Annotated in this window: 15 protein-coding genes; 8 read left to right on the top strand and 7 right to left on the bottom strand. The window is 70.9% G+C overall.

Annotated elements, in window-relative coordinates; genetic code table 11:
• Positions 1-10: 10 nt before the first annotated feature.
• On the bottom strand, positions 11-376 hold the full coding sequence (locus AOP78_RS04915) for a hypothetical protein (RefSeq protein WP_062202107.1): 366 nt from the start codon (positions 374-376) through the stop codon (positions 11-13).
• Between the two features lie 160 nt (positions 377-536).
• Between AOP78_RS04915 and nadA the strand changes: the two genes are divergently transcribed.
• From nadA to AOP78_RS04900, 3 genes are all read left to right on the top strand, one after another.
• A complete protein-coding gene (gene nadA / locus AOP78_RS04910; protein ID WP_062202106.1) occupies positions 537-1,742 on the top strand; it encodes a quinolinate synthase NadA in 1,206 nt (401 codons plus the stop codon).
• Positions 1,743-1,776: 34 nt separating this feature from the next.
• On the top strand, positions 1,777-2,355 hold the full coding sequence (locus AOP78_RS04905; RefSeq protein WP_062202105.1) for a DUF3043 domain-containing protein: 579 nt from the start codon (positions 1,777-1,779) through the stop codon (positions 2,353-2,355).
• A gap of 163 nt (positions 2,356-2,518) precedes the next feature.
• Positions 2,519-3,535, top strand: coding sequence for an aldo/keto reductase family protein (locus AOP78_RS04900; protein ID WP_062202104.1), 1,017 nt, complete (start codon positions 2,519-2,521; stop codon positions 3,533-3,535).
• 192 nt (positions 3,536-3,727) lie between these two features.
• Here the strand turns inward: AOP78_RS04900 and AOP78_RS04895 are convergent, their stop codons facing one another.
• A complete protein-coding gene (locus AOP78_RS04895) occupies positions 3,728-4,627 on the bottom strand; it encodes a LysR family transcriptional regulator (RefSeq protein ID WP_062202103.1) in 900 nt (299 codons plus the stop codon).
• A gap of 81 nt (positions 4,628-4,708) precedes the next feature.
• On the opposite strand from AOP78_RS04895, the gene AOP78_RS04890 reads away from it, so the two are divergent.
• On the top strand, positions 4,709-5,788 hold the full coding sequence (locus tag AOP78_RS04890; protein ID WP_062202102.1) for a TDT family transporter: 1,080 nt from the start codon (positions 4,709-4,711) through the stop codon (positions 5,786-5,788).
• Here the strand turns inward: AOP78_RS04890 and AOP78_RS04885 are convergent.
• A complete protein-coding gene (locus tag AOP78_RS04885) occupies positions 5,772-6,791 on the bottom strand; it encodes a quinone-dependent dihydroorotate dehydrogenase (RefSeq protein ID WP_062202101.1) in 1,020 nt (339 codons plus the stop codon). The genes AOP78_RS04890 and AOP78_RS04885 overlap by 17 nt on opposite strands.
• A gap of 32 nt (positions 6,792-6,823) precedes the next feature.
• Between AOP78_RS04885 and AOP78_RS04880 the strand changes: the two genes are divergently transcribed.
• The gene (locus AOP78_RS04880; protein ID WP_062202100.1) at positions 6,824-8,281 is read left to right on the top strand and encodes a leucyl aminopeptidase; all 1,458 of its coding nucleotides are present in this window, start codon (positions 6,824-6,826) and stop codon (positions 8,279-8,281) included.
• Positions 8,282-8,355: 74 nt separating this feature from the next.
• Here the strand turns inward: AOP78_RS04880 and AOP78_RS04875 are convergent, their stop codons facing one another.
• Both AOP78_RS04875 and AOP78_RS04870 read right to left on the bottom strand, forming a co-directional pair.
• Positions 8,356-10,845 carry a sensor domain-containing protein gene (locus AOP78_RS04875; RefSeq protein ID WP_062202099.1) on the bottom strand — a complete coding sequence of 830 codons (2,490 nt, stop codon included), beginning with the start codon at positions 10,843-10,845 and terminating at the stop codon, positions 8,356-8,358.
• A gap of 126 nt (positions 10,846-10,971) precedes the next feature.
• Complete coding sequence (locus AOP78_RS04870) at positions 10,972-11,310, bottom strand: hypothetical protein (protein WP_062202098.1); 339 nt, start codon at positions 11,308-11,310, stop codon at positions 10,972-10,974.
• A 93-nt stretch (positions 11,311-11,403) separates the two neighbouring features.
• Between AOP78_RS04870 and lpdA the strand changes: the two genes are divergently transcribed.
• Genes lpdA through AOP78_RS04855 form a run of 3 tightly spaced genes read left to right on the top strand, consistent with a single transcriptional unit; the run spans position 11,404 to position 15,444 of the window.
• A complete protein-coding gene (gene lpdA, locus AOP78_RS04865) occupies positions 11,404-12,789 on the top strand; it encodes a dihydrolipoyl dehydrogenase (RefSeq protein ID WP_062202097.1) in 1,386 nt (461 codons plus the stop codon).
• 24 nt (positions 12,790-12,813) lie between these two features.
• On the top strand, positions 12,814-14,541 hold the full coding sequence (sucB, locus tag AOP78_RS04860; RefSeq protein ID WP_062202096.1) for a 2-oxoglutarate dehydrogenase, E2 component, dihydrolipoamide succinyltransferase: 1,728 nt from the start codon (positions 12,814-12,816) through the stop codon (positions 14,539-14,541).
• Between the two features lie 6 nt (positions 14,542-14,547).
• The gene (locus tag AOP78_RS04855; RefSeq protein ID WP_062202095.1) at positions 14,548-15,444 is read left to right on the top strand and encodes a TIGR01777 family oxidoreductase; all 897 of its coding nucleotides are present in this window, start codon (positions 14,548-14,550) and stop codon (positions 15,442-15,444) included.
• Here AOP78_RS04855 and AOP78_RS04850 read toward each other — a convergent pair.
• Together AOP78_RS04850 and AOP78_RS04845 are read right to left on the bottom strand one after the other, a co-directional pair.
• A complete protein-coding gene (locus tag AOP78_RS04850; protein WP_062202094.1) occupies positions 15,427-16,854 on the bottom strand; it encodes a serine/threonine-protein kinase in 1,428 nt (475 codons plus the stop codon). The two genes, AOP78_RS04855 and AOP78_RS04850, sit on opposite strands and share 18 nt — an antisense overlap.
• A gap of 62 nt (positions 16,855-16,916) precedes the next feature.
• On the bottom strand, positions 16,917-19,142 hold the full coding sequence (locus tag AOP78_RS04845; RefSeq protein WP_062202093.1) for an MMPL family transporter: 2,226 nt from the start codon (positions 19,140-19,142) through the stop codon (positions 16,917-16,919).
• Positions 19,143-19,147: the final 5 nt, after the last annotated feature.

Here is a 19,147-nt window from a genome sequence, read left to right as displayed (position 1 = left end):
GCACCGGAGCTCATGCCTCCTCCCAACGAGCCCTGAATGGAGCCCGCCACCGGTCGTGCTGCGGATCCCAGAAGACGAGCCCCTCGCGTTCCGCGGCCCGGCAGATCCATTCGGCCTCCGAATCCCGCCCGAACCGCAGCTCTGTGTCGAACAAGTTCCCGGCCGCGTCGTCCCACTGCCAGAAGTCCCGCTTGAAGGGCGCGTCCTCCGCGAGGGGATCCGGCCAGCGCTCCGAGAGCATGCGCATGAAGCCCAAGATCCGTGGGCTCGGCGGGATGACGGGATGCCCCGCACCGTAGACCCGCTTCCAGATCTCATATGCGTCGTCACGGTTCGACGGCGTCTGCCCGTCCCAGATCGAAATGCTGTAGCCCATGCCCTCAACGTAGGAATCGCGTCGTCCCCATCACTGGCGACAGCGCCAGATCTGTGGAGATGGGCCCCAGGGTCAGAACCTGTGGACGACGGTGCGGCGGCCACCGCCCCGGTCGCCAGGCCCGGGACTCGGCGCCTCTCGCCCATGAGACAATGCACGAATGAGCGCGACCTTCACGGAACCTGCCGAGTCGCCCGCCCTCCTCCTTCTGGGTCAGCGTCGTGACCTCATGTCGGAGCGAGGCGTCGACTGCCCCGGAGCCCTGCCCTCGCCGTCGGATCCCGACCTGGTCGAGCGCGCCCTCAAGGCGAAGGAGACGCTGGGCGACCGCGTCTTCATCCTGGGCCACCACTACCAGCGCGACGAGGTCATCCAGTTCGCGGACGTTACCGGCGACTCGTTCAAGCTCGCGCGCGACGCGGCGAACCGCCCCGAGGCCGAGTTCATCGTCTTCTGCGGCGTGCACTTCATGGCGGAGTCGGCCGACATCCTCACGACGGACGCGCAGCAGGTCGTGCTGCCCGACATGGCCGCCGGCTGCTCGATGGCCGACCTGGCCGACATCAACCAGGTCGAGGACGCATGGGCGCAGCTGGCCGAGGCCGGCATCACGGACCGCACCATCCCGATCACGTACATGAACTCGACCGCCGCGCTCAAGGCGTTCTGCGGTCGCAACCGCGGCGCGGTGTGCACCTCCTCGAACGCCGAGACGGCGCTGCGCTGGGCCTTCGATCAGGTCGGCGGCGTCGAGGGCGACGGCAAGGTCTTCTTCTTCCCGGACCAGCACCTGGGCCGCAACACCGCCGTCCTCAAGCTCGCGATGAGCCTCGACGACTGCGTGGTCTACGACCCGCGCAAGGCGCTCGGCGGCAACACCGTCGAGGAGCTCCAGAACGCGCGCATGATCCTGTGGAAGGGTCACTGCTCGGTTCACGCCCGCTTCCGCAAGGAGAACATCGACGCGCTGCGCGAGAAGGTCCAGGACATCACCGTGATCGTGCACCCCGAGTGCGCGCACGACGTGGTCGCATCGGCCGACATGGTCGGCTCGACCGAGTACATCATCAAGGCCATCGAGGAAGCCGCGCCCGGCACGAAGTGGGCGATCGGCACGGAGCTCAACCTGGTGCGTCGCCTCGCGAACGCTCACCCTGACAAGGAGATCCATTTCCTCGAGGACACCGTCTGCTTCTGCTCGACGATGAACCGCATCGACGTGCCGCACCTCGTGTGGGCGCTCGAGTCGCTCGTCGCGGGCGAGGTGCCCAACCGCATCGAGGTGGACCCGCAGACCCAGGCAGAGGCGAAGGTGGCGCTGGACCGGATGCTCGCGCTCCCGGCCCCCGCGCCCTCGAACGATTGACCGCACCGCACCGACGCGGAGCACGAACCGGAGAATGATGAGCAAGAACGACAGCACCGTGGACCTGCCCGACGAGGACAGCACGGTTCCCGTCGGCAAGGGCCGACCCACCCCGAAGCGCAAGACGCAGGAGGCCGCGAACCACCGGCCCCTCGTGGGTGGTCAGGCGACCAAGGAGGACAAGCAGGCGCGCAAGGAGGCGCAGCGCGCCCAGCGCGCGAAGGAGAACGAGGCGCTCATGAGCGGCGACGAGCGCAACATGCCGCTCGAGCACCGCGGCCCCGAGCGCCGCTGGCTCCGTGACTTCATCGACGCCCGGTCCTCCGCCGCCGAGTGGGCGATGCCCGTCATGCTGGCCTTCGTCGTCATCACCCTGTTCATCGGCAGCAGCGTCGCGGGCACGATCGTCATCATGGCGTTCTACCTGGTCCTCATCGGCATGGGCATCGAGGTGTGGCTCATCACGCGATCGGCCAAGAAGCACTTCGAGGAGCGCTTCGGGATCGGAAGGCTTCCGCGCGGCTGGCGCCTGTACGCGATCACGCGCGCGATGAACCTGCGCCGGATGCGCGTGCCCAAGCCCCAGGTGAAGCGCGGCGACTACCCGAGCTGAGCACATCCCAGGTTTGAGCACAGCCCAGGTCTGAGCAGGTCCCCGAGCCGGACACGCGCCCAGCTCTCTCCAGCATCGTCCGAAGGCCCCGAGAAGCGATTCTCGGGGCCTTCGTCATGCCCGGCCCCGCCACCGTCGGCCGGCCGGTCCTAGGGTGGAGGACATGGTCAACTATCGCTACCTCGGCAACTCAGGCCTGAAGATCACCGAGCTCACCTACGGCAACTGGCTCACGCACGGCTCGCAGGTCGAGAACGAGCAGGCCCGCGCGTGCGTCAACGCGGCTCTCGACGTCGGCATCACGACCTTCGACACCGCGGACGCCTACGCCAACACCGCCGCCGAGAAGGTGCTTGGCGAGGCGCTCAAGGGCGAGCGCCGCGAGAGCCTCGAGATCTTCACGAAGGTCTACTTCCCGACCGGCCCCAAGGGCCCCAACGACGTCGGTCTCTCGCGCAAGCACATCCTGGAGTCCATCAACGGTTCGCTGACCCGCCTCGGAACCGACTACGTCGACCTGTACCAGGCGCACCGCTTCGACCACGAGACTCCCCTCGAGGAGACGATGCTCGCGTTCGCTGATGTGGTCCGTCAGGGCAAGGCGCTCTACATCGGCGTGAGCGAATGGACAGCGGACCAGATCCGCGCGGGCGCGGCGCTCGCCAAGGAGCTGCGCGTCCCCCTGATCTCCAATCAGCCTCAGTACTCGATGCTGTGGCGTGTGATCGAGGGCGAGGTGGTGCCCGCGTCCGAGGAGGCGGGCCTGTCGCAGGTCGTGTGGTCCCCCGTCGCGCAGGGCGTCCTCACCGGCAAGTACCTGCCGGGGAAGGCGGCACCCGAGGGCTCTCGCGGAACGGACGACAAGGGAGGCAAGGGGATGATCTCCCGCTTCCTGGACGACCAGGAGCTGCTCGAGCGGGTCCAGGGCCTGAAGCCGATCGCCGACGAGCTCGATCTCACGATGGCTCAGCTCGCCATCGCGTGGGTCCTGCAGAACGCGAACGTCGCGGCCGCGATCATCGGCGCCTCCCGCCCGCAGCAGGTGGTCGACAACGCGAAGGCGTCCGGCGTCGAGATCCCGACAGAGCTCATGGCCCGCATCGATGTGGTGCTCGGTGACAAGGTCGTCAGCGATCCCGCGCGCACCGCTCAGTCGAGCCCGGCGACGCGACCGGTCTGACGGGTCCGAACATGCGAAGGCCCCCGGGCTATGTCCCAGACCCGGGGGCCAGCGCACGTTCAAAGGAGAAAACAATGCACTGCGTACGCCTGGCAGGTGCGTACACAGTCTTCAACGCTCGATGCGGCGCCCGCGTTCCCGGTCTCGCGCAGAATCTCCTGAGATCCCGAGACCCTGAGATCCCGAGACCGGTCAGGCCCGCGCCGACGCGATCTCGAGGATCCGCGAGGCGCCCGGGGCGAGCCGTCGCCGGGGGTCCCAGACCGCCGCGAACGGCCGCACGGCCGCGGGACCGTCCACGGTGACCCTGCGCAGGCGGCCGGCCGCGATGTCATCCCTGACCGCGAGGCCGCTGAGCGCGCCGACTCCCCCGCCGGCGATGATCGTCGCGCGCACCGCCGCAGTGGTCGACAGCTCCGCGGCCGGCGCGACGACCTTCCCCGCCCCGACGACCGCCTCGAGCGACCGCTCCATCGTGAGCCGAGTACCGGAACCGGCCTCGCGGCTGACGAGGGGCGTGCGCGCGACCTCCGCGGGCGAGACTGACGTGCGCCGCGCCCACGGATGTCCGGGCGCGACGACCAGCACCACCTCGTCCTGAGCGAAGACGAGGCTCGCGAGACCTTCGGGCGGGTCGGGCGTCTCGATGAACCCCAGGTCGTCCTCCCCTGAGCGCACGCGCTGCGCGACGGTCACGGAGTTGACGCCGGTGAGCTCGACGTGGGCGGCGGAGGGGTCCGCGGCGTAGGTCACGAGCCAGCCCGGCACGAGATGCTCGGCGATGGTGAGGCTCGCGGCGACCCGCACCCGCGCGGCGCGGTCGCTGCGCAGCGAGGCGACCGCCGAGTCGAAGGCCTCCGCCTGACCGACGAGCGTCGCCGCCCACTCGGCGACGAGCTTGCCGTGGTCCGTGAGCGTCGTGCCGCGCGCGGTGCGCGCGAAGAGCGACAGCCCCCATCGCCGCTCCAGGGTTCGCATGCGCTGCGAGACGGCCTGCTGGGTGACCTCGAGCGCCTGCGCGGCGGCCGTGAGGCTGCCGTGCTGCTCGACGGCGACGATCATCCGCAGCTCATCCAGCGTCGTCCCCGACATCGCACCTCCCACAATCCAGTCTTGTGGATACCCACGGAACTCACCCTACCGATCACCACAGGAACTTGGGACCGTGGACGCATGAGCACCCGCGCCACCGTTCCCGCCATCACCCCCAACTGGTTCGCCATGGTCATGGGCACCTCGATCCTCGGCACGGCCGCCGCGACGCTCCCCGTGTCCTCCCCTGCGCTCGATGTGCTCGCATGGGCGGCTTGGGCCGTGGCGACCGTGCTGCTCGTCGGCGCGGTCGCCGTGACCGTCGCCCACTACGTCGACGATCGCGGCGCGGTGCGCCGCTACCTCGACGACCCTGGCATGTCCTACTTCTTCGGCGCCCAGGCGATGGGCCTTCTCGCGTATGGCGCGGCGACGCTCGTGGTCGCGCAGCCGCTGCTCGGCGAGGGCCTCGCGGTGGGCATCGACGCGGTGCTGTGGATCCTCGGGACGATGCTGGGGCTGGCTACCGCGGTCGGCGTTCCCGTGCTCGCGTTCACGCGCCACCGCGTCGCACCCGACGCCGCATCGGGGGCGTGGCTCATGCCCGTCGTCCCTCCGATGGTGTCGGCCGCCACCGGCGGGATGCTGCTGCCGTACGTCGACGGGGAGCTCGCGAGGACCCTCGCGCTCGCGTGCTACGCGATGTTCGGGCTGAGCGGCCTCGCGGCGATCATGGTGATCGCCTCGGTGTGGAACCGCCTGTCGCACCACCAGGTGGGCGCGGCCGCCGCCGTGCCGACGCTGTGGATCGTGCTCGGACCGCTCGGCCAGTCGATCACGGCCGTCGGCATCCTCGCCGACAACGCCGGCGACGCGCTCGGCATCGAGCCTCACACGCTGCGGATGTTCTCGCTGCTCTACGGCGTGCCGGTGATGGGCTTCGCGCTCCTGTGGCTCGCCATCGCGCTCGCGATCACCCTCAGGACCACGCGTGCGGGGCTGCCCTTCACGCTCGCGTGGTGGGCCTTCACCTTCCCGGTCGGCACGTGCGTGACCGGCGCGAGCCAGCTCGCGAAGCACACAGGCTCGGTCGCCATGACCGGCCTCGCGGTGCTCCTCTACGCGCTTCTCGTCGCCGGGTGGGCGACGGCCGCCACCGGGACGATGCGCCACCACCTCCCCGGGCGCGTCGCCCGGGAGCGGGTCACCGTCGCGGCGTGACGCCCGCGTTGATCCGTGCGGGCCACGCCGGGCCCTCGTACACGAAGGCCGTGTAGCCCTGCAGCAGGGTGGCTCCCGCGTCGAGCATCGCCTGCGCGTCCTCGACCGTCGTGATGCCGCCGACGCCGACCAGGCACATCCCCTCCCCCACGCGGGCGCGCAGGCGCGAGATCACCTCGAGAGCACGGGCACGCACCGGCGGGCCCGAGAGACCACCCGGCCCCCGGTCGTGGGCGATCGTCGTGTTGGTCGCGACGATGCCGTCCAGGCCGAGCTCGAGGGCAAGGTCCGCTACCGCGTCGACATCCTCATCCGCGAGATCCGGCGCGATCTTGACGAGGAGGGGCACGTACCGGTCCCCCGCCGCATCGTCCGCGGCGATGCGCACGTGCTCGAGGATCGGCCGCAACGCCTCCGTGGACTGAAGGTCGCGCAGGCCGGGGGTGTTCGGCGACGAGACGTTCACGACGAGATAGTCGGCGTACGGCGCGAGCAGGCGAGCGGAGTAGCCGTAGTCGGTCGGCGCGTCCTCGGCGGGGGTCACCTTCGTCTTGCCGATGTTGACGCCGAGGATCACGTCGCGGCCCGCCTTGCGGGAGCGCAGCCTCGCGAGACGGCGCGCCACCGCGTCGGCGCCCTCGTTGTTGAAGCCCATCCGGTTGCGCAGGCCCCGCACGTCCTTCTCGCGCCACGACCGCGGCCTCTCGTTGCCTGGCTGCGCACGCGCCGTGACCGTGCCGATCTCGATGTGAGAGAAGCCTGCGGCGGCGAGCCCGACGACGGCCTCGGCGTTCTTGTCCATCCCCGCCGCGAGCCCGAGCGGGGCGGGAAAGTCGAGCCCCAGCGCGTGCACCGCTGCGCCCTCCCCGGGAGCCGGGAAGACGCGCCTCCCGCCGAGCGCGCGCAGCGTCCGTCCGCCGTACCGGAAGCCCTTCACGGCGAAGCGATGAGCGAACTCCGGATCCATCCGGTAGATGAGGTTCGTGAGGACGAGCTCGTACATGGCTCCACGGTAGTCGGGGCTAGGCTCGAGGCATGACATCACTGAACGCCACAAGCGACATCGTCACGTCGATCGAGGCCGACGCCCTCATCCTCGGCGTCGACGCCTCGGGCTCGATCCTCGCCCACCCGCAGCTCCCGGCCGACGCCATCGCGCCGCTCCAGGCCGCGGCAGACCTCCTCGGTGTCAACGGCAAGTGCTGCGCCACGACCGTGCTGCCCGGCACCGGCACCGGTGCCCGCCGCATCGTCCTGGTGGGCGTCGGCGAGGCCTCCGCGCGCGACCTGCGCGAGGCCGCGGGCACCGCCGCTCGCTGCTGCGGCGACGACCCCGACACCGTCATCGTCGCGATCCCGGCGGCCGACGACGCCGCCGCGACCGCGATCGCCGAGGGCGCCGTGCTCGGCGCGTACACCTTCCGCGACTACAAGACCTCCGCTGAGCCCGCCGAGGGCGAGGAGCCGTGGGCAGGCACCGCGTGGCTCGTCGCAGGCGCCTCCGACGCCGCGATCGACCGCGCGTCGATCCTCGTCGCCGCGATCGCCGGCGTGCGCGACCTGGTCAACACCCCTCCGCGCGACATGTACCCGGGCGCGGTCGCCGCGATCGCCCAGGAGATCGCGACCGCGGTCGGCGTGCAGGTCGAGGTCTGGGAGCCCGAGCGCCTCGCGCAGGAGGGCTTCGGCGGCATCCTCGGCGTCGGCATGGGCTCCTCGCGCCTGCCCCGACTGGTGAAGGTGCAGTGGGCTCCCGAGGACTCGAGGGGCCACGTCGCCCTGGTCGGCAAGGGCATCACGTTCGACACCGGCGGCATCTCGCTCAAGCCGCCGAAGGGCATGGAGACCATGAAGTCCGACATGTCGGGCTCCGCTGTGGTCCTGCACACCACCCTGGCCGCGGCACGCGCACAGGTGCCGGTCACCGTCACCGCGTGGCTGTGCCTCGCTGAGAACATGCCGTCGGGCACCGCGCAGCGCCCGTCGGACGTCATCAAGATCTACGGCGGCAAGACCGTCGAGGTCATGAACACCGACGCCGAGGGTCGCCTGGTCATGGCCGACGGCCTCGCCAAGGCGATCGAGGAGAACCCCGACATCGTGCTCGACGTCGCGACGCTCACGGGTGCCCAGGGAGTGGCCCTCGGCTCGCGCACCTCGGGCGTCATGGGCGACGAGGCCGTCCGCGCCTCGGTGGTCGAGGCCTCCGAGCGGGCTGGCGAGGACTTCTGGCCGATGCCGCTGCCCGGCCACCTGCGCGCCGCGCTCGACTCCCAGGTCGCCGACCTCAAGAACATCGGCGACCCCATGGGCGGAATGCTGTCCGCGGGCCTGTTCCTCAAGGAGTTCGTGGGCGACACCCCGTGGGCGCACCTCGACATCGCGCGTCCCGCGTTCAACGAGGGCAGCCCGTGGGGCTGGACCGTGAAGGGCGCGACCGGCCACTCGGTCCGCACGCTGCTCGAGCTGATCGAGAACCACGCGACGGCGTAACCCGTGCCTTTCACGAGACCCGCGTGCCGCTCAAGCGGTGCGCGGGTCTCGTCGTCTCCACGGCGCGTGCGGCGCTAGGACCTCCCCGCGTCCTGAAGGAACGCCTCGGCGAACAGCTCGACCGGGGTCGGTCGCCCGAGCAGGAACCCCTGGACGTGATCGACGCCGAAGCGGCTCACGATCTCGAGCTGCTCCTGGGTCTCGACCCCCTCGGCGACGACCCGGAGCCTCAGCACGCGGGCGAGCGCGATCAGCGCATTCACGACCTCGTCGTGCTCGGAGTCGAGCCCCAGCCCGCTCACGAAGCTGCGGTCGATCTTCAGCGCGTCCAGCGGGAAGCGTGCGAGATAGTGCAGCGCGGAGTACCCCGTGCCGAAGTCGTCGATCGCGATGCGCACGCCGCGCGCCCGCAGCCGCGTGAGCGCGCCCTGGACGGCGTCGGAGTCCTCGAGCAGCAGGCTCTCCGTGATCTCGAGCACCAGCCACTCCGGTCGACACCCCGTCGCGGCGAGCGCGGCCTCGACCGCGAGGTCCATGTCGTCGAGCGCGAACTGGCTCGTGGACACGTTCACGGACACGGCGATCGTCCGGGACTCGGGCCTGCCAGCGTTCCACGCGACGACCGCCGCGGCCGCCTGCTCGAGCACCCAGCGCCCGATCCGTCCGATCGCGCCCATCTCCTCGGCGATGGGGATGAACTCCGCGGGTGAGACGTCGCCGAGCGTCGGATGCCGCCACCGCAGCAGCGCCTCCGCATACGTGGGGCCCCACTCGACGCTCAGCGTGTGGATCGGCTGCATGTGCACGCTCAGCTGCGCGAACAGGTCGGCACCCTCGAGCGCCTTCTCGATCGTCGTGCGGCGGCCCAGCGTCTCGGCGAGCTCGGGACGGAAGTACTCGACGGCCGAGTGCGCCGTACGCTTGGCCTGGTACATCGCCATGTCCGCGTGCTGGACGAGCTCCTCGACCGTCTCGCCGTCCTCGGGGAAGAGCGCGACGCCGATGCTCGCACGGATCCCCGTCCCGTGATCGGTCACGCGCTCGGACAGCGCGCGCTGGATCTTCGCGGTGATCGCGCCCAGGTCGTGCTCGTGGCCGATGTCCTCGATCAGGATCGCGAACTCGTCACCGCCGAGCCGCGCGAAGAGGTCGTAGGGCCTGAGTCTGCGCGCGACGCTGTCGGCCACGGCCTGCAGCACCCTGTCGCCGCCGGCGTGTCCCAGCGTGTCGTTCACGGCCTTGAAGCCGTCGAGATCCAGCAGCAGGATGGCTGCCTCATGTCCCGCACGAGAGGCCGAGGCGAGCATCCGAGGCGCCTGCTCGTGGAAGGCCTGGCTGTTCGCGAGGCCCGTGAGCGCGTCGGTGTGCGCGAGCCGGTCGAGGTCCTCACGCACGCGGACGGAGTCGGTGATGTCGCGACCGATGCCGAGCACGCCGATGAGTCGCCCCGCGTCGTCATGCTCCGGGACGAAGCGGATCTCGTGCACGCGATGCGTTCCCTCGCGCGGGTCGAAGAACGCCGCCTCGATGGTCTCCGCGGGCCCTCCGTCGAGGATGCGCCTGACCGCCTCTCGACCGACCATGTCGCCCCCGAGCGCTGTGGTGAACGCGTGCTCGCCGATGACCTCCTCGGCGGGCTTGCCGAGCATGCCCAGCATGCGAGGGTTCGCGTACGTGTACCGCTCATCGACGTCCCAGCGCGCGATCTGATCCTCGGCGTTCTCCGCGAGCGTGCGGAACTCGCGCTCGCCCTCGCGGGCCCGCTGGCGGGACTCGATCAGCTCGGTGACGTCGCGGCCCACGGCGAGCGCGCCGACAACTGCACCTGTCTCGTCACGCTCGGCGGTGAACAGGATGCTGTGGACCGACTGATCGCCGCCGCGGTCGCCGCGGGAGAAGACGAGCTCCGCGTGACCGCGGTCGCCCGTGGCGAGCGTGCGCATGAGCACCCGCTCGTACTCCTCGATGCCTGTCATGAAGGACGCGGCCGACTCTGTGGGCCGCTTGCCGATGATCTCCCTGGCATCGAGATCTGTGGACAGGGCGATCTCCTGGTTGCAGTAGGTCGCGATCCCGTCCGCGTCGTAGCGGACGATGTTGTCCGGGGTGTTCTCGACGAGCGCCCTGAACTCCGCCTCCCGCTCGCGCAGCGCGCGCTCGGTCCTGCGAAATCTCGTGATCTCACGGGCCGTGACCACCACCCGTCGGATCGCCTGGGCCGGGTCCCTCTCCGCACGGGCCCTGATCACGAACCAGCGATCGACCAGCGAGGACACCTGCCAGTGGATCTCGCCCTCCGCAGAGTCGCGGCCCCAGGCGTCCCTGGCCTCCTCGATCAAGGCGACGACCTCGGCCGTCGCGTCGCCGAACGGGCGGAGGTCGGCGAGGCTCCGGCCCGCATCGTCCAGGAACGCGCAGGAGGTGGCGTCCTCGAACGAACGGTTCGTGTAGATCAGGCTCAGATCCGGGGCGACGCACGCGACAAGGTCGGGCACCGCGTCAAGCCAGGCGAACGAGAACGCCCCCAGCCCATCGCGATCCCACCGCTGCTCGCGCGCATCCATGGCGACTCGCTCCGATCGACGGGTGTCGTGTCCGCCATGCTACTCGCGAACCCCGTGTGACCTGGTAATCGACCATCACCGGGAGATTTGAAGGGCTTTGCCCTCCCCGAGCCGATCCCGCGACCGCTACAGCGGCTTGCGATGCGTCTCGTTCCACTCCCGCATGCGCGACGGATAACCGGAGAGGTTGACGTCGAACGCGGGCACTCCGAGCTGGGTGGCGACCTTGCGGGCGGCGACCTCGTCCGGCACCTTGCGACGCGTCCACTCCCCCGAGCCTGCCACCAGGACCATCGTCGTCTGCGTCACACGCGTCGCGGGCTCGATGAACGCCTCGCAGCCCTCGCGAGAGGCCGCGAACTCCTTGAAATGGGCGATCGTCTGCGCCTGAGCGCTGCGGGACTGTGAACCCGACTCGGGACTCGCCGCCTTGCGCGAGCCGAAGATCCTGGACAGGAAGGACATGCACCCAGACTAGGTCACCGCGTCCCCGGTTCGCACGAAGCGCGCCAGGTGGCAAGATGGGGCGTACCGACATCCTTACAAGGAGAACGAATAGTGTCCGAGTTGACCCCGCGCTCGTTTGATGTACTGATCCTTGGAGGCGGCTCCGGCGGCTACGCCGCGGCGCTGCGCTCCGCCCAGCTCGGCCTCACGGTCGGCCTCGTCGAAGAGTCGAAGGTCGGCGGCACGTGCCTCCACAACGGCTGCATCCCGACCAAGGCGCTGCTGCACGCGGCCGAGGTCGCGGAGACCGCCGCGCACGGCCCGTCGATCGGCGTGAGCACCACCTTCACCGGCGTGGACATGAACGGCGTGAACGCCTACAAGCAGGGCGTCATCGACCGCCTCTACAAAGGCCTCCAGGGCCTCATCAAGTCCCGCAAGGTGACCATGATCGAGGGCCACGGCACGCTCGTCGGCCCCGACGCTATCGAGGTCCGCGGCGAGCGCTACACCGGCAAGAACATCGTCCTCGCCTCGGGCTCGTACGCGCGCTCCCTCCCCGGCCTCGAGATCGGCGGCCGCGTCATGACCTCCGACCAGGCCCTCAACCTCGACTACGTCCCCGGCTCCGCGATCGTGCTCGGCGGCGGCGTCATCGGCGTCGAGTTCGCGTCCGTGTGGAAGAGCTTCGGCTCCGAGGTCCACATCATCGAGGCGCTGCCGCACCTCGCCCCGAACGAGGACGAGTCCCTGAGCAAGGGCCTCGAGCGCGCGTTCCGCAAGCGCAAGATCGGCTTCACCGTCGGCAAGCGCTTCCAGTCCGTCACGCAGGACGCCAACGGCGTCGCCGTCACCCTTGAGGACGGCACCACGCAGCAGGCCGACATCCTGCTCGTCGCGGTGGGTCGCGGCCCCCGCACCGCCTCGCTCGGCTATGAGCAGCAGGGCCTCAACATGGACCGCGGCTTCGTCCTCACCGACGAGCGCCTGCACACGGGCGTCGGCAGCATCTACGCGGTCGGCGACATCGTCCCCGGCCTCCAGCTCGCGCACCGCGGCTTCCAGCAGGGCATCTTCGTCGCCGAGCAGATCGCGGGCCTGAACCCCCAGCCGATCGTCGAGTCGAACATCCCCCGCGTCACCTACTGCGAGCCCGAGGTCGCCTCGGTCGGCCTCACCGAGGCCAAGGCAGCGGAGAAGTACGGCGCGGACGCGATCGCGACCGTCGAGTACAACCTCGGCGGCAACGGCAAGAGCCAGATCCTGGGCACCACGGGCTTCATCAAGCTGATCCGCGTGGTCGACGGCCCGGTCGTGGGCGTCCACATGCTCGGCGCCCGCGTCGGCGAGCAGATCGGCGAGGCTCAGCTCATCGTCAGCTGGGACGCGCACCCGGAGGACGTGGCACCGCTGGTCCACGCGCACCCGACCCAGAACGAGGCCCTGGGCGAGGCCCACCTCGCGCTCGCCGGCAAGCCGCTGCACGCCCACGACTGATTCGACAGAAGGAACCCCACACTCATGAGCAACGACATCACGCTCCCCGCGCTCGGCGAATCCGTCACCGAGGGCACCATCACCCGCTGGCTCAAGAACGTCGGCGACACCGTCGAGGTCGACGAGCCCCTGGTCGAGGTGTCGACCGACAAGGTCGACACCGAGATCCCGTCGCCCGTCGCCGGCACCGTCCTGGAGATCCTCGCCGCCGAGGACGACGAGGTCGAGGTCGGCGCGATCCTGGCCCGCATCGGCGACGCCTCCGAGGCCGCCGCGCCGGCGCCTGCCGCTCCCGTCGCCGAGGCCGCTCCGGCCCCGGCCGCGCCCGCGCCGATGGCCGTCGCCCCGACGCCCATCGCCGCACCGGTGCCCGCTGCCGCTCCTGCCGCCGCACCCGCCGCCGGTGGCCGCGAGGTCACGCTGCCCGCACTCGGCGAGTCCGTCACCGAGGGCACCGTCACCCGCTGGCTCAAGGAGGTCGGCGAGACCGTCGAGGCCGACGAGCCGCTGCTCGAGGTCTCCACCGACAAGGTCGACACCGAGGTCCCCGCGCCGTTCGCCGGCACGCTCCTCGAGATCGTCGTCCCCGAGGACGAGACCGCCGAGGTCGGCGCGGTCCTCGCCCGCATCGGTGACGCCTCGGCAGTCCCGGCCCCCGCGCCTGCCGCACCCGCACCCGCACCCGCTCCCGTTGCTGCTCCGGCTCCCGCCGCGCCTGTCGCGGCGGCCCCCGTTGCTGCTCCGGCGCCCGTTGCTGCTCCCACCCCCGCCCCCGCAGCTCCTGCGGCTCCCGCTGCCGCGGCCGCCCCGGTCGGTGGCTCGGGCTACGTCACGCCGATCGTCCGCAAGCTCGCGGCCGAGCGCGGCGTCGACCTGGCCGCCGTCGCCGGCACCGGCGTGGGCGGACGCATCCGCAAGGAGGACGTGATCGCCGCAGCCGAGGCCGCCCCGGCGCCCGCGGCTGCCGCTCCTGTCGCAGCCTCCGCGGCCGCTCCCGCCGCAGCATCCTCGGCCAACGAGGTCGAGGTATCCGAGCTGCGCGGTCAGACGGTCAAGATGACCCGCATCCGCAAGATCACCGCCGACAAGATGATGGAGTCGCTGCACGGCATGGCGCAGCTCACCTCCGTCGTCGAGGTCGACTGCACCAAGATCTTCGCGCTGCGCGCCAAGAGCAAGTCCGCCTTCGCCGCGAAGCACGGCGTGAACCTCACGTTCCTGCCGTTCTTCACCCGTGCGGTCTCGATCGCGCTGCAGGAGCACGCCTTCCTCAACGCGTCGGTCGTGGACAACACCATCGTCTACCACCCGACGGTCAACCTGTCGCTCGCGGTGGACACCCCCAAGGGCCTCATGCTCCCGACGCTCAAGGACGCCGACTCCAAGACGATCGTCGACCACGCCAAGGGCATCGTCGACCTCGCCACCAAGGCGCGCGACGGCGGACTCAGCTCGGACGAGATCTCCGGAGGCACCTTCTCGGTGACCAACACGGGCTCGGGCGGCACGCTGTTCGACACCCCGATCGTCCCGGCGCCCCAGGTCGGCATCCTCGCCACCTGCGCGATCGTCAAGAAGCCGGTCGTCGTCAAGGGCCCGGACGGCGAGGACGTCATCTCGATCCGCCCGATGGCCTACCTCCCGCTCAGCTACGACCACCGCATCGTCGACGGCGCGGACGCCGCTCGCTTCCTGCAGACGGTCAAGAAGATCGTGGAGGCCGGCGAGTTCGAGTCCGAGCTCGACCTCTAACCGACCATGCGAGTCGTCATCTCCGGGGCCTCGGGCCTCATCGGGACGGCGCTCACCTCTGCACTGCACGAGGGCGGCCACGATGTGGTCGCCCTCGTGCGGCGTCAGGCCCGGGGCGATCATGAGTCGTCCTGGAGCCCCGCAGGCGGCGCGATCGACCTGGACGTCGTCGCCTCCGCCGACGCGATCGTCAATCTCGCCGGCGCCTCGATCGGTGACCGTCGACTCACCGAGGCCTACAGGAAGGTCGTCCTCCAGTCCCGCGTCGACTCGACGACCACGATCGCCAAGGCGGTCGCCGAGGCCAACCCCTCCGCGACCCTGCTTCAGGGGTCGGCGATGGGCTACTACGGCTCGCGAGGCGAGGAGCGGCTCTCCGAGCGATCGGAGCCCGGCGATACCTTCCTGTCCGAGATCTGCACCGCGTGGGAGTCCTCGGCGACGCCCGCAGCGGACGCAGGTGCCCGCGTCGTCGCGCTGCGGACGGGGCTCGTCCTCGCGCCGACCGGTGGCTTCGCCCAACGCCTGCTCCCGCTCGTGCGCCGAGGACTCATCTCGCAGCTGGGCGCGGGCAGCACCTGGCACTCGTGGATCTCGCTGGACGATGCGGTGCGCGCGATCGTCTTCCACCTCACGTCCGACCACCACGGGCCTTCCAACATCGTCGCACCGAGCCCCGTGCGCGACCGCGACCTCATCACGGCGCTCTCGACGGCGCTGGGCAGGTCGCCGGGGCTCCCCGTCCCCGCGTGGACGATGCGCCTCGCCGCGGGGCCCGCGGCCGAGGACCTGCTGTCCTCGCAGCGCGCGGTGCCTGACGTCCTGACTCGGCTCGGATTCGAGTGGAACCACCCGCGCATCGAGGACGCCGCGCAGTGGATCGCGTCATCGTTCGCTCACTGAGCTGACAAGCCAGTTCCCCTCGATCGCCTCCATCGTGAGCTCGACCGTCTCGCGGGCGGCCTCCACGTCGCTTCGCTCCCCGTCGATCACGACCGTGTGCGGCGACGCGATGTACGTGAGCACGACCGTCGCGGAATCCTCATCGGCGTCTCCGACCTCTGCGGACTCGACCCTGACCGAGAGGCCCTCGTAGGCAAGCCCTCCCGCCTCGACGGCTGCCGCCTGATCCTCGGCCCTGGCCCGCGCCGTCGATCCTGGCGCCGTGGTGGCGATGAGGGCCGCCGCATCGCCGTCGGCCAGCGCAGCGAAGCGCTGCTCGGTGAGCGTGCTCGCGGCGTCAGCGGGATCCTCCATCGTCGCCTGGCCGTCATCGACGGCCTGGGCGCGCGCCTCCTCGACCTCCTCCGCCGCCCCCTTCGCCGCGGAGCTCTGACCCACATCGAGAGACGCCGAGGGCACAGCAGTCGCGCTCGAGGCAGCCCCGGCCGCCGCCGAGGCATCCTCCGCGGTGGCGGCGCCCGCGCCCATGAGCAGCCACACGGCCGCTCCGCTCGCGACGACCGCCGCGCCCGCCAGCCCCGTCAGGCCGGCGAGCCGGCGAGGAGTCGTCTCGAGGCTCCCTGCAAGCCGTGCCCACGGGCCTGAGGGCGGCGCCGACGGCGCGCCCGCGTGGTCGGAGCGAGGGTCGCGCCGCGCCCCCGGACCCCTCCGCGCGGCGGCAGCCGGCGCCCGAACGTCCCGCTCGACCGATCGCGCAGGGGCGCCCGCTGCTCCCGGACCCATGACGTCGTCCCGACCCACCCCGCCCACGCTGTCGCGCATGCGGGACGCGACGGACGGCCCCGGCAACGCGACGGGACGCTCCTGCGCGGCGCCTGGCAGCGCCCGAGCGACCATGGCCGCGGTCGGCCTGGCCGCCGGGTCCGCGGCGGACATCGGATTCGTCCACGCAGTCATGACATCCGCGTCGCCGTCCCTGACGGACACGCGCAGCAGGCGTCCGAGGGCCGCGACGTCGTCGGACTGGGTCGCGGACGTCACTCCCGAGCCGGTGTCGAGAAGCACCGCGTGGCCCAACTCGATCACGACGTTGTCCGCCTCGACGGCGCCGTGGGCCATGCCAGCGCGGTGAAGACGCGCGAGCGCCCTCGCCACCCGGGTGCCGACCCACACGCAGCCGCCCGCGGACAGCGGTCCGGTCGCGCGGATGACGTCCCCGAGCGTGGCGCCCTCGGTGAGGGGCATGAGCGCGACCACCGCCTCGCCCTGCATGAGCACCTTGTCGGGAGCTCGCAGCTCGGGCACGGCAAGCGCGCGCACCACCTCGGCACGGGCGCCGGCAGCGACGTACGCCGCCTCGCCGACCCCGACGATGCGCCTGAGCTGAGTGACCTCGCCCCCGTTGTCCATGGGGCCAGGCTGTCACCGCGTGTCCTGCGGCGTCGGTTCTCCACAGGGCGGATCGGGTTCGCTCAGTCGGCGATGCCCTTGTGGAAGGGCCACCACGAGACCCGGCCTACGTCGGTGACCAACCCAGGTACCAGCAGCGATCGCACGACGAACGTGTCGATCAGGACGCCTACCGCGACGATGAACGCGATCTGCGCGAGGAAGATCAGAGGGATGACTCCGAGCGCCGCGAAGGTCGCCGCGAGGACGATGCCCGCCGAGGTGATCACGCCGCCCGTCACCGCGAGCGCGCGCCTCATGCCCTCCCGGTTGCCGTGCACGAGCGACTCCTCCCTGGCACGGGACATCAGGAAGATGGAGTAGTCGACGCCCAACGCGACGAGGAACACGAAGCCGAGCAGCGGGACCGCGGGATCGGTCCCAGGGAACCCGAACACGTGGTTGAAGACCACGGCCGACAGCCCCATCGTGGCGGCGAAGCTCAGCACGTTGGCGAGGATGATCAGCACCGGCGCGACGACCGCGCGCAGGAGGAGCATCAGCACCACGAGGATCACCAGGAGGATCGTGGGCAGGATCACGCGGAGGTCGCGCTCCGAGGTCAGTCGCGTGTCGAGCGTCTCCGCGGCCTGACCGCCCACGAGCGCGAACGGGTCGATCGCGTGGACCTCCTCGCGCACGTCGGCGACGATCTCGGTGGCCTCGACGGACGACGCGGCGACCTGGGTGACCGCCACGATCTCGACGCGGTCGTCGACCACGAGCGGCTCCTCGCCGGGCACGACGCCTGCGGGCGCTCCCGCCGCGACGGACGCGGTGAGCAGGTAGGCCTCGTCGACGCCCTCGACATCGGACACGGCGGCGAGCACGGCATCGGCCTCGTCGACGGAGGCGATCACGCGGATGGGTGATGTCGCTCCCGCGTCGAAGTGCGCCTCGAGGACGTCGAAGCCCTCGATCGACTCGACCTCGCCTAGGAAGACGTCCCGCTCCCCCAGCCCGCCGGACTGGAATGTGGGAAGCATCGCCGCGAAGACAGCGAGCCCCACCGCGGCCGCGGCCCAGACGACGCGCGGACGCGCATCGACCATGCGGGACACCTTGCCCCACACACCGGCCTTGGTCTCGAGCGCGGCCGTGACCTTCTCGCGCTCCTCGGGAGACAGGTCGGCGTGCACGGGGTCGGCCGGCGCGTCGTCCCCTCGATAGCGAGGCATGGCCGGCCAGAAGACACCTCGCGCGTGCTTCCCTCCGATCAGCAGCAGCGCGGGCAGGAGAGTGAGCGCGGCGAGGAACGATGCGACGATGCCGATCGCTCCGGCGGGGCCGAGCGACGAGTTGGACTTGAGGTCGCTCAGCAGCAGCACGAGCAGTCCGAGCACGACGGTGCCCGCGGAGGCCGCGATCGGCTCGAGAGACCGACGCCACGCGGTCCCCAGCGCGGCGTAGGGGGACCTGGTGCGCAGCAGCTCCTCGCGGTAGCGCGCGACGAGCAGCAGCGAGTAGTCGGTGGTCGCTCCGACGACGAGGATGAACATGATGCCCTGGCTCTGGCCGTTGAGCGTGATCACGTCCGCGTCCGCGAGGGCGAAGACCGCGATGATCGCCCCCGTCAGGGCGAGCATCGCCGTCGCGAGGACCAGGAACGGCAGCACGGGGCTGCGGTAGACGATCAGCAGGATGAGGAGCACCACCGCGAGGGCGACGAGCAGCAGGATGCCGTCGATGCCCGCGAAGGCCTCTGACAGGTCCGCCACGAGTCCCGCAGGCCCGGTCAGGTACCCCGCGAGGCCGAGGTCGGCCTCCTCCCACGAGGCACGCACGGTGTCGACGAACACGGTCGCGAACGAATCCTCGCCCACCTGCTCCGCGAAGACGTCCGCATCGACGGCGAACGTCACGAGCGTGGCCTCCGCGTCGTCCGACGCCGTGGCCTGCGGCCCGAGCCCGCCCGGTCCTGTGAGGATCACATCGCCGACCGTCCTGCCGTCGGGGTCGCCCTCGAGTGGCTCCTCAAGCAGGTCGTCGACGAAGCCCTGCACCGCGGCGACGTCCTCAGCGGAGCCTCCCTCGACGACGAGGAGCGCGGGGACGGAGTCCGACTGCACGAAGCCCGCATGTGCCTCGGCAGCCTCGGTCGACTCGGCGCTCGCGGGCAGGAACGCGGCCGAGTCGTTCTCCTGCACGTCCGACAGCTTCCCGAAGGTCTGTCCTCCCACGCCGCCGACTCCGAGCCATCCGACGATGGCGAGGACGACGAGGACTGGTCGTATCCAGGCGTGCTTCACAGCGG

The sequence above is a fragment of the Demequina salsinemoris genome, from assembly GCF_000974805.1.
Taxonomy (GTDB): Bacteria; Actinomycetota; Actinomycetes; order Actinomycetales; family Demequinaceae; genus Demequina; species Demequina salsinemoris.
Note: the sequence above shows the minus strand (reverse complement) of the source record. Positions and strands in the feature narration are given on the sequence as shown.

Bases quoted from the DNA above. Each gene is read 5' to 3' on its own strand.
- AOP78_RS04900 (WP_062202104.1), top strand. From the start codon at position 2,519: ATGGTCAACTATCGCTACCTCGGCAACTCAGGCCTGAAGATCACCGAG.
- AOP78_RS04895 (WP_062202103.1), bottom strand. From the start codon at position 4,627: ATGTCGGGGACGACGCTGGATGAGCTGCGGATGATCGTCGCCGTCGAG.
- nadA (WP_062202106.1), top strand. From the start codon at position 537: ATGAGCGCGACCTTCACGGAACCTGCCGAGTCGCCCGCCCTCCTCCTT.
- AOP78_RS04855 (WP_062202095.1), top strand. From the start codon at position 14,548: ATGCGAGTCGTCATCTCCGGGGCCTCGGGCCTCATCGGGACGGCGCTC.
- AOP78_RS04890 (WP_062202102.1), top strand. From the start codon at position 4,709: ATGAGCACCCGCGCCACCGTTCCCGCCATCACCCCCAACTGGTTCGCC.
- AOP78_RS04915 (WP_062202107.1), bottom strand. From the start codon at position 376: ATGGGCTACAGCATTTCGATCTGGGACGGGCAGACGCCGTCGAACCGT.
- AOP78_RS04875 (WP_062202099.1), bottom strand. From the start codon at position 10,845: ATGGATGCGCGCGAGCAGCGGTGGGATCGCGATGGGCTGGGGGCGTTC.
- sucB (WP_062202096.1), top strand. From the start codon at position 12,814: ATGAGCAACGACATCACGCTCCCCGCGCTCGGCGAATCCGTCACCGAG.
- AOP78_RS04870 (WP_062202098.1), bottom strand. From the start codon at position 11,310: ATGTCCTTCCTGTCCAGGATCTTCGGCTCGCGCAAGGCGGCGAGTCCC.
- AOP78_RS04905 (WP_062202105.1), top strand. From the start codon at position 1,777: ATGATGAGCAAGAACGACAGCACCGTGGACCTGCCCGACGAGGACAGC.
- AOP78_RS04885 (WP_062202101.1), bottom strand. From the start codon at position 6,791: ATGTACGAGCTCGTCCTCACGAACCTCATCTACCGGATGGATCCGGAG.
- AOP78_RS04850 (WP_062202094.1), bottom strand. From the start codon at position 16,854: ATGGACAACGGGGGCGAGGTCACTCAGCTCAGGCGCATCGTCGGGGTC.
- AOP78_RS04880 (WP_062202100.1), top strand. From the start codon at position 6,824: ATGACATCACTGAACGCCACAAGCGACATCGTCACGTCGATCGAGGCC.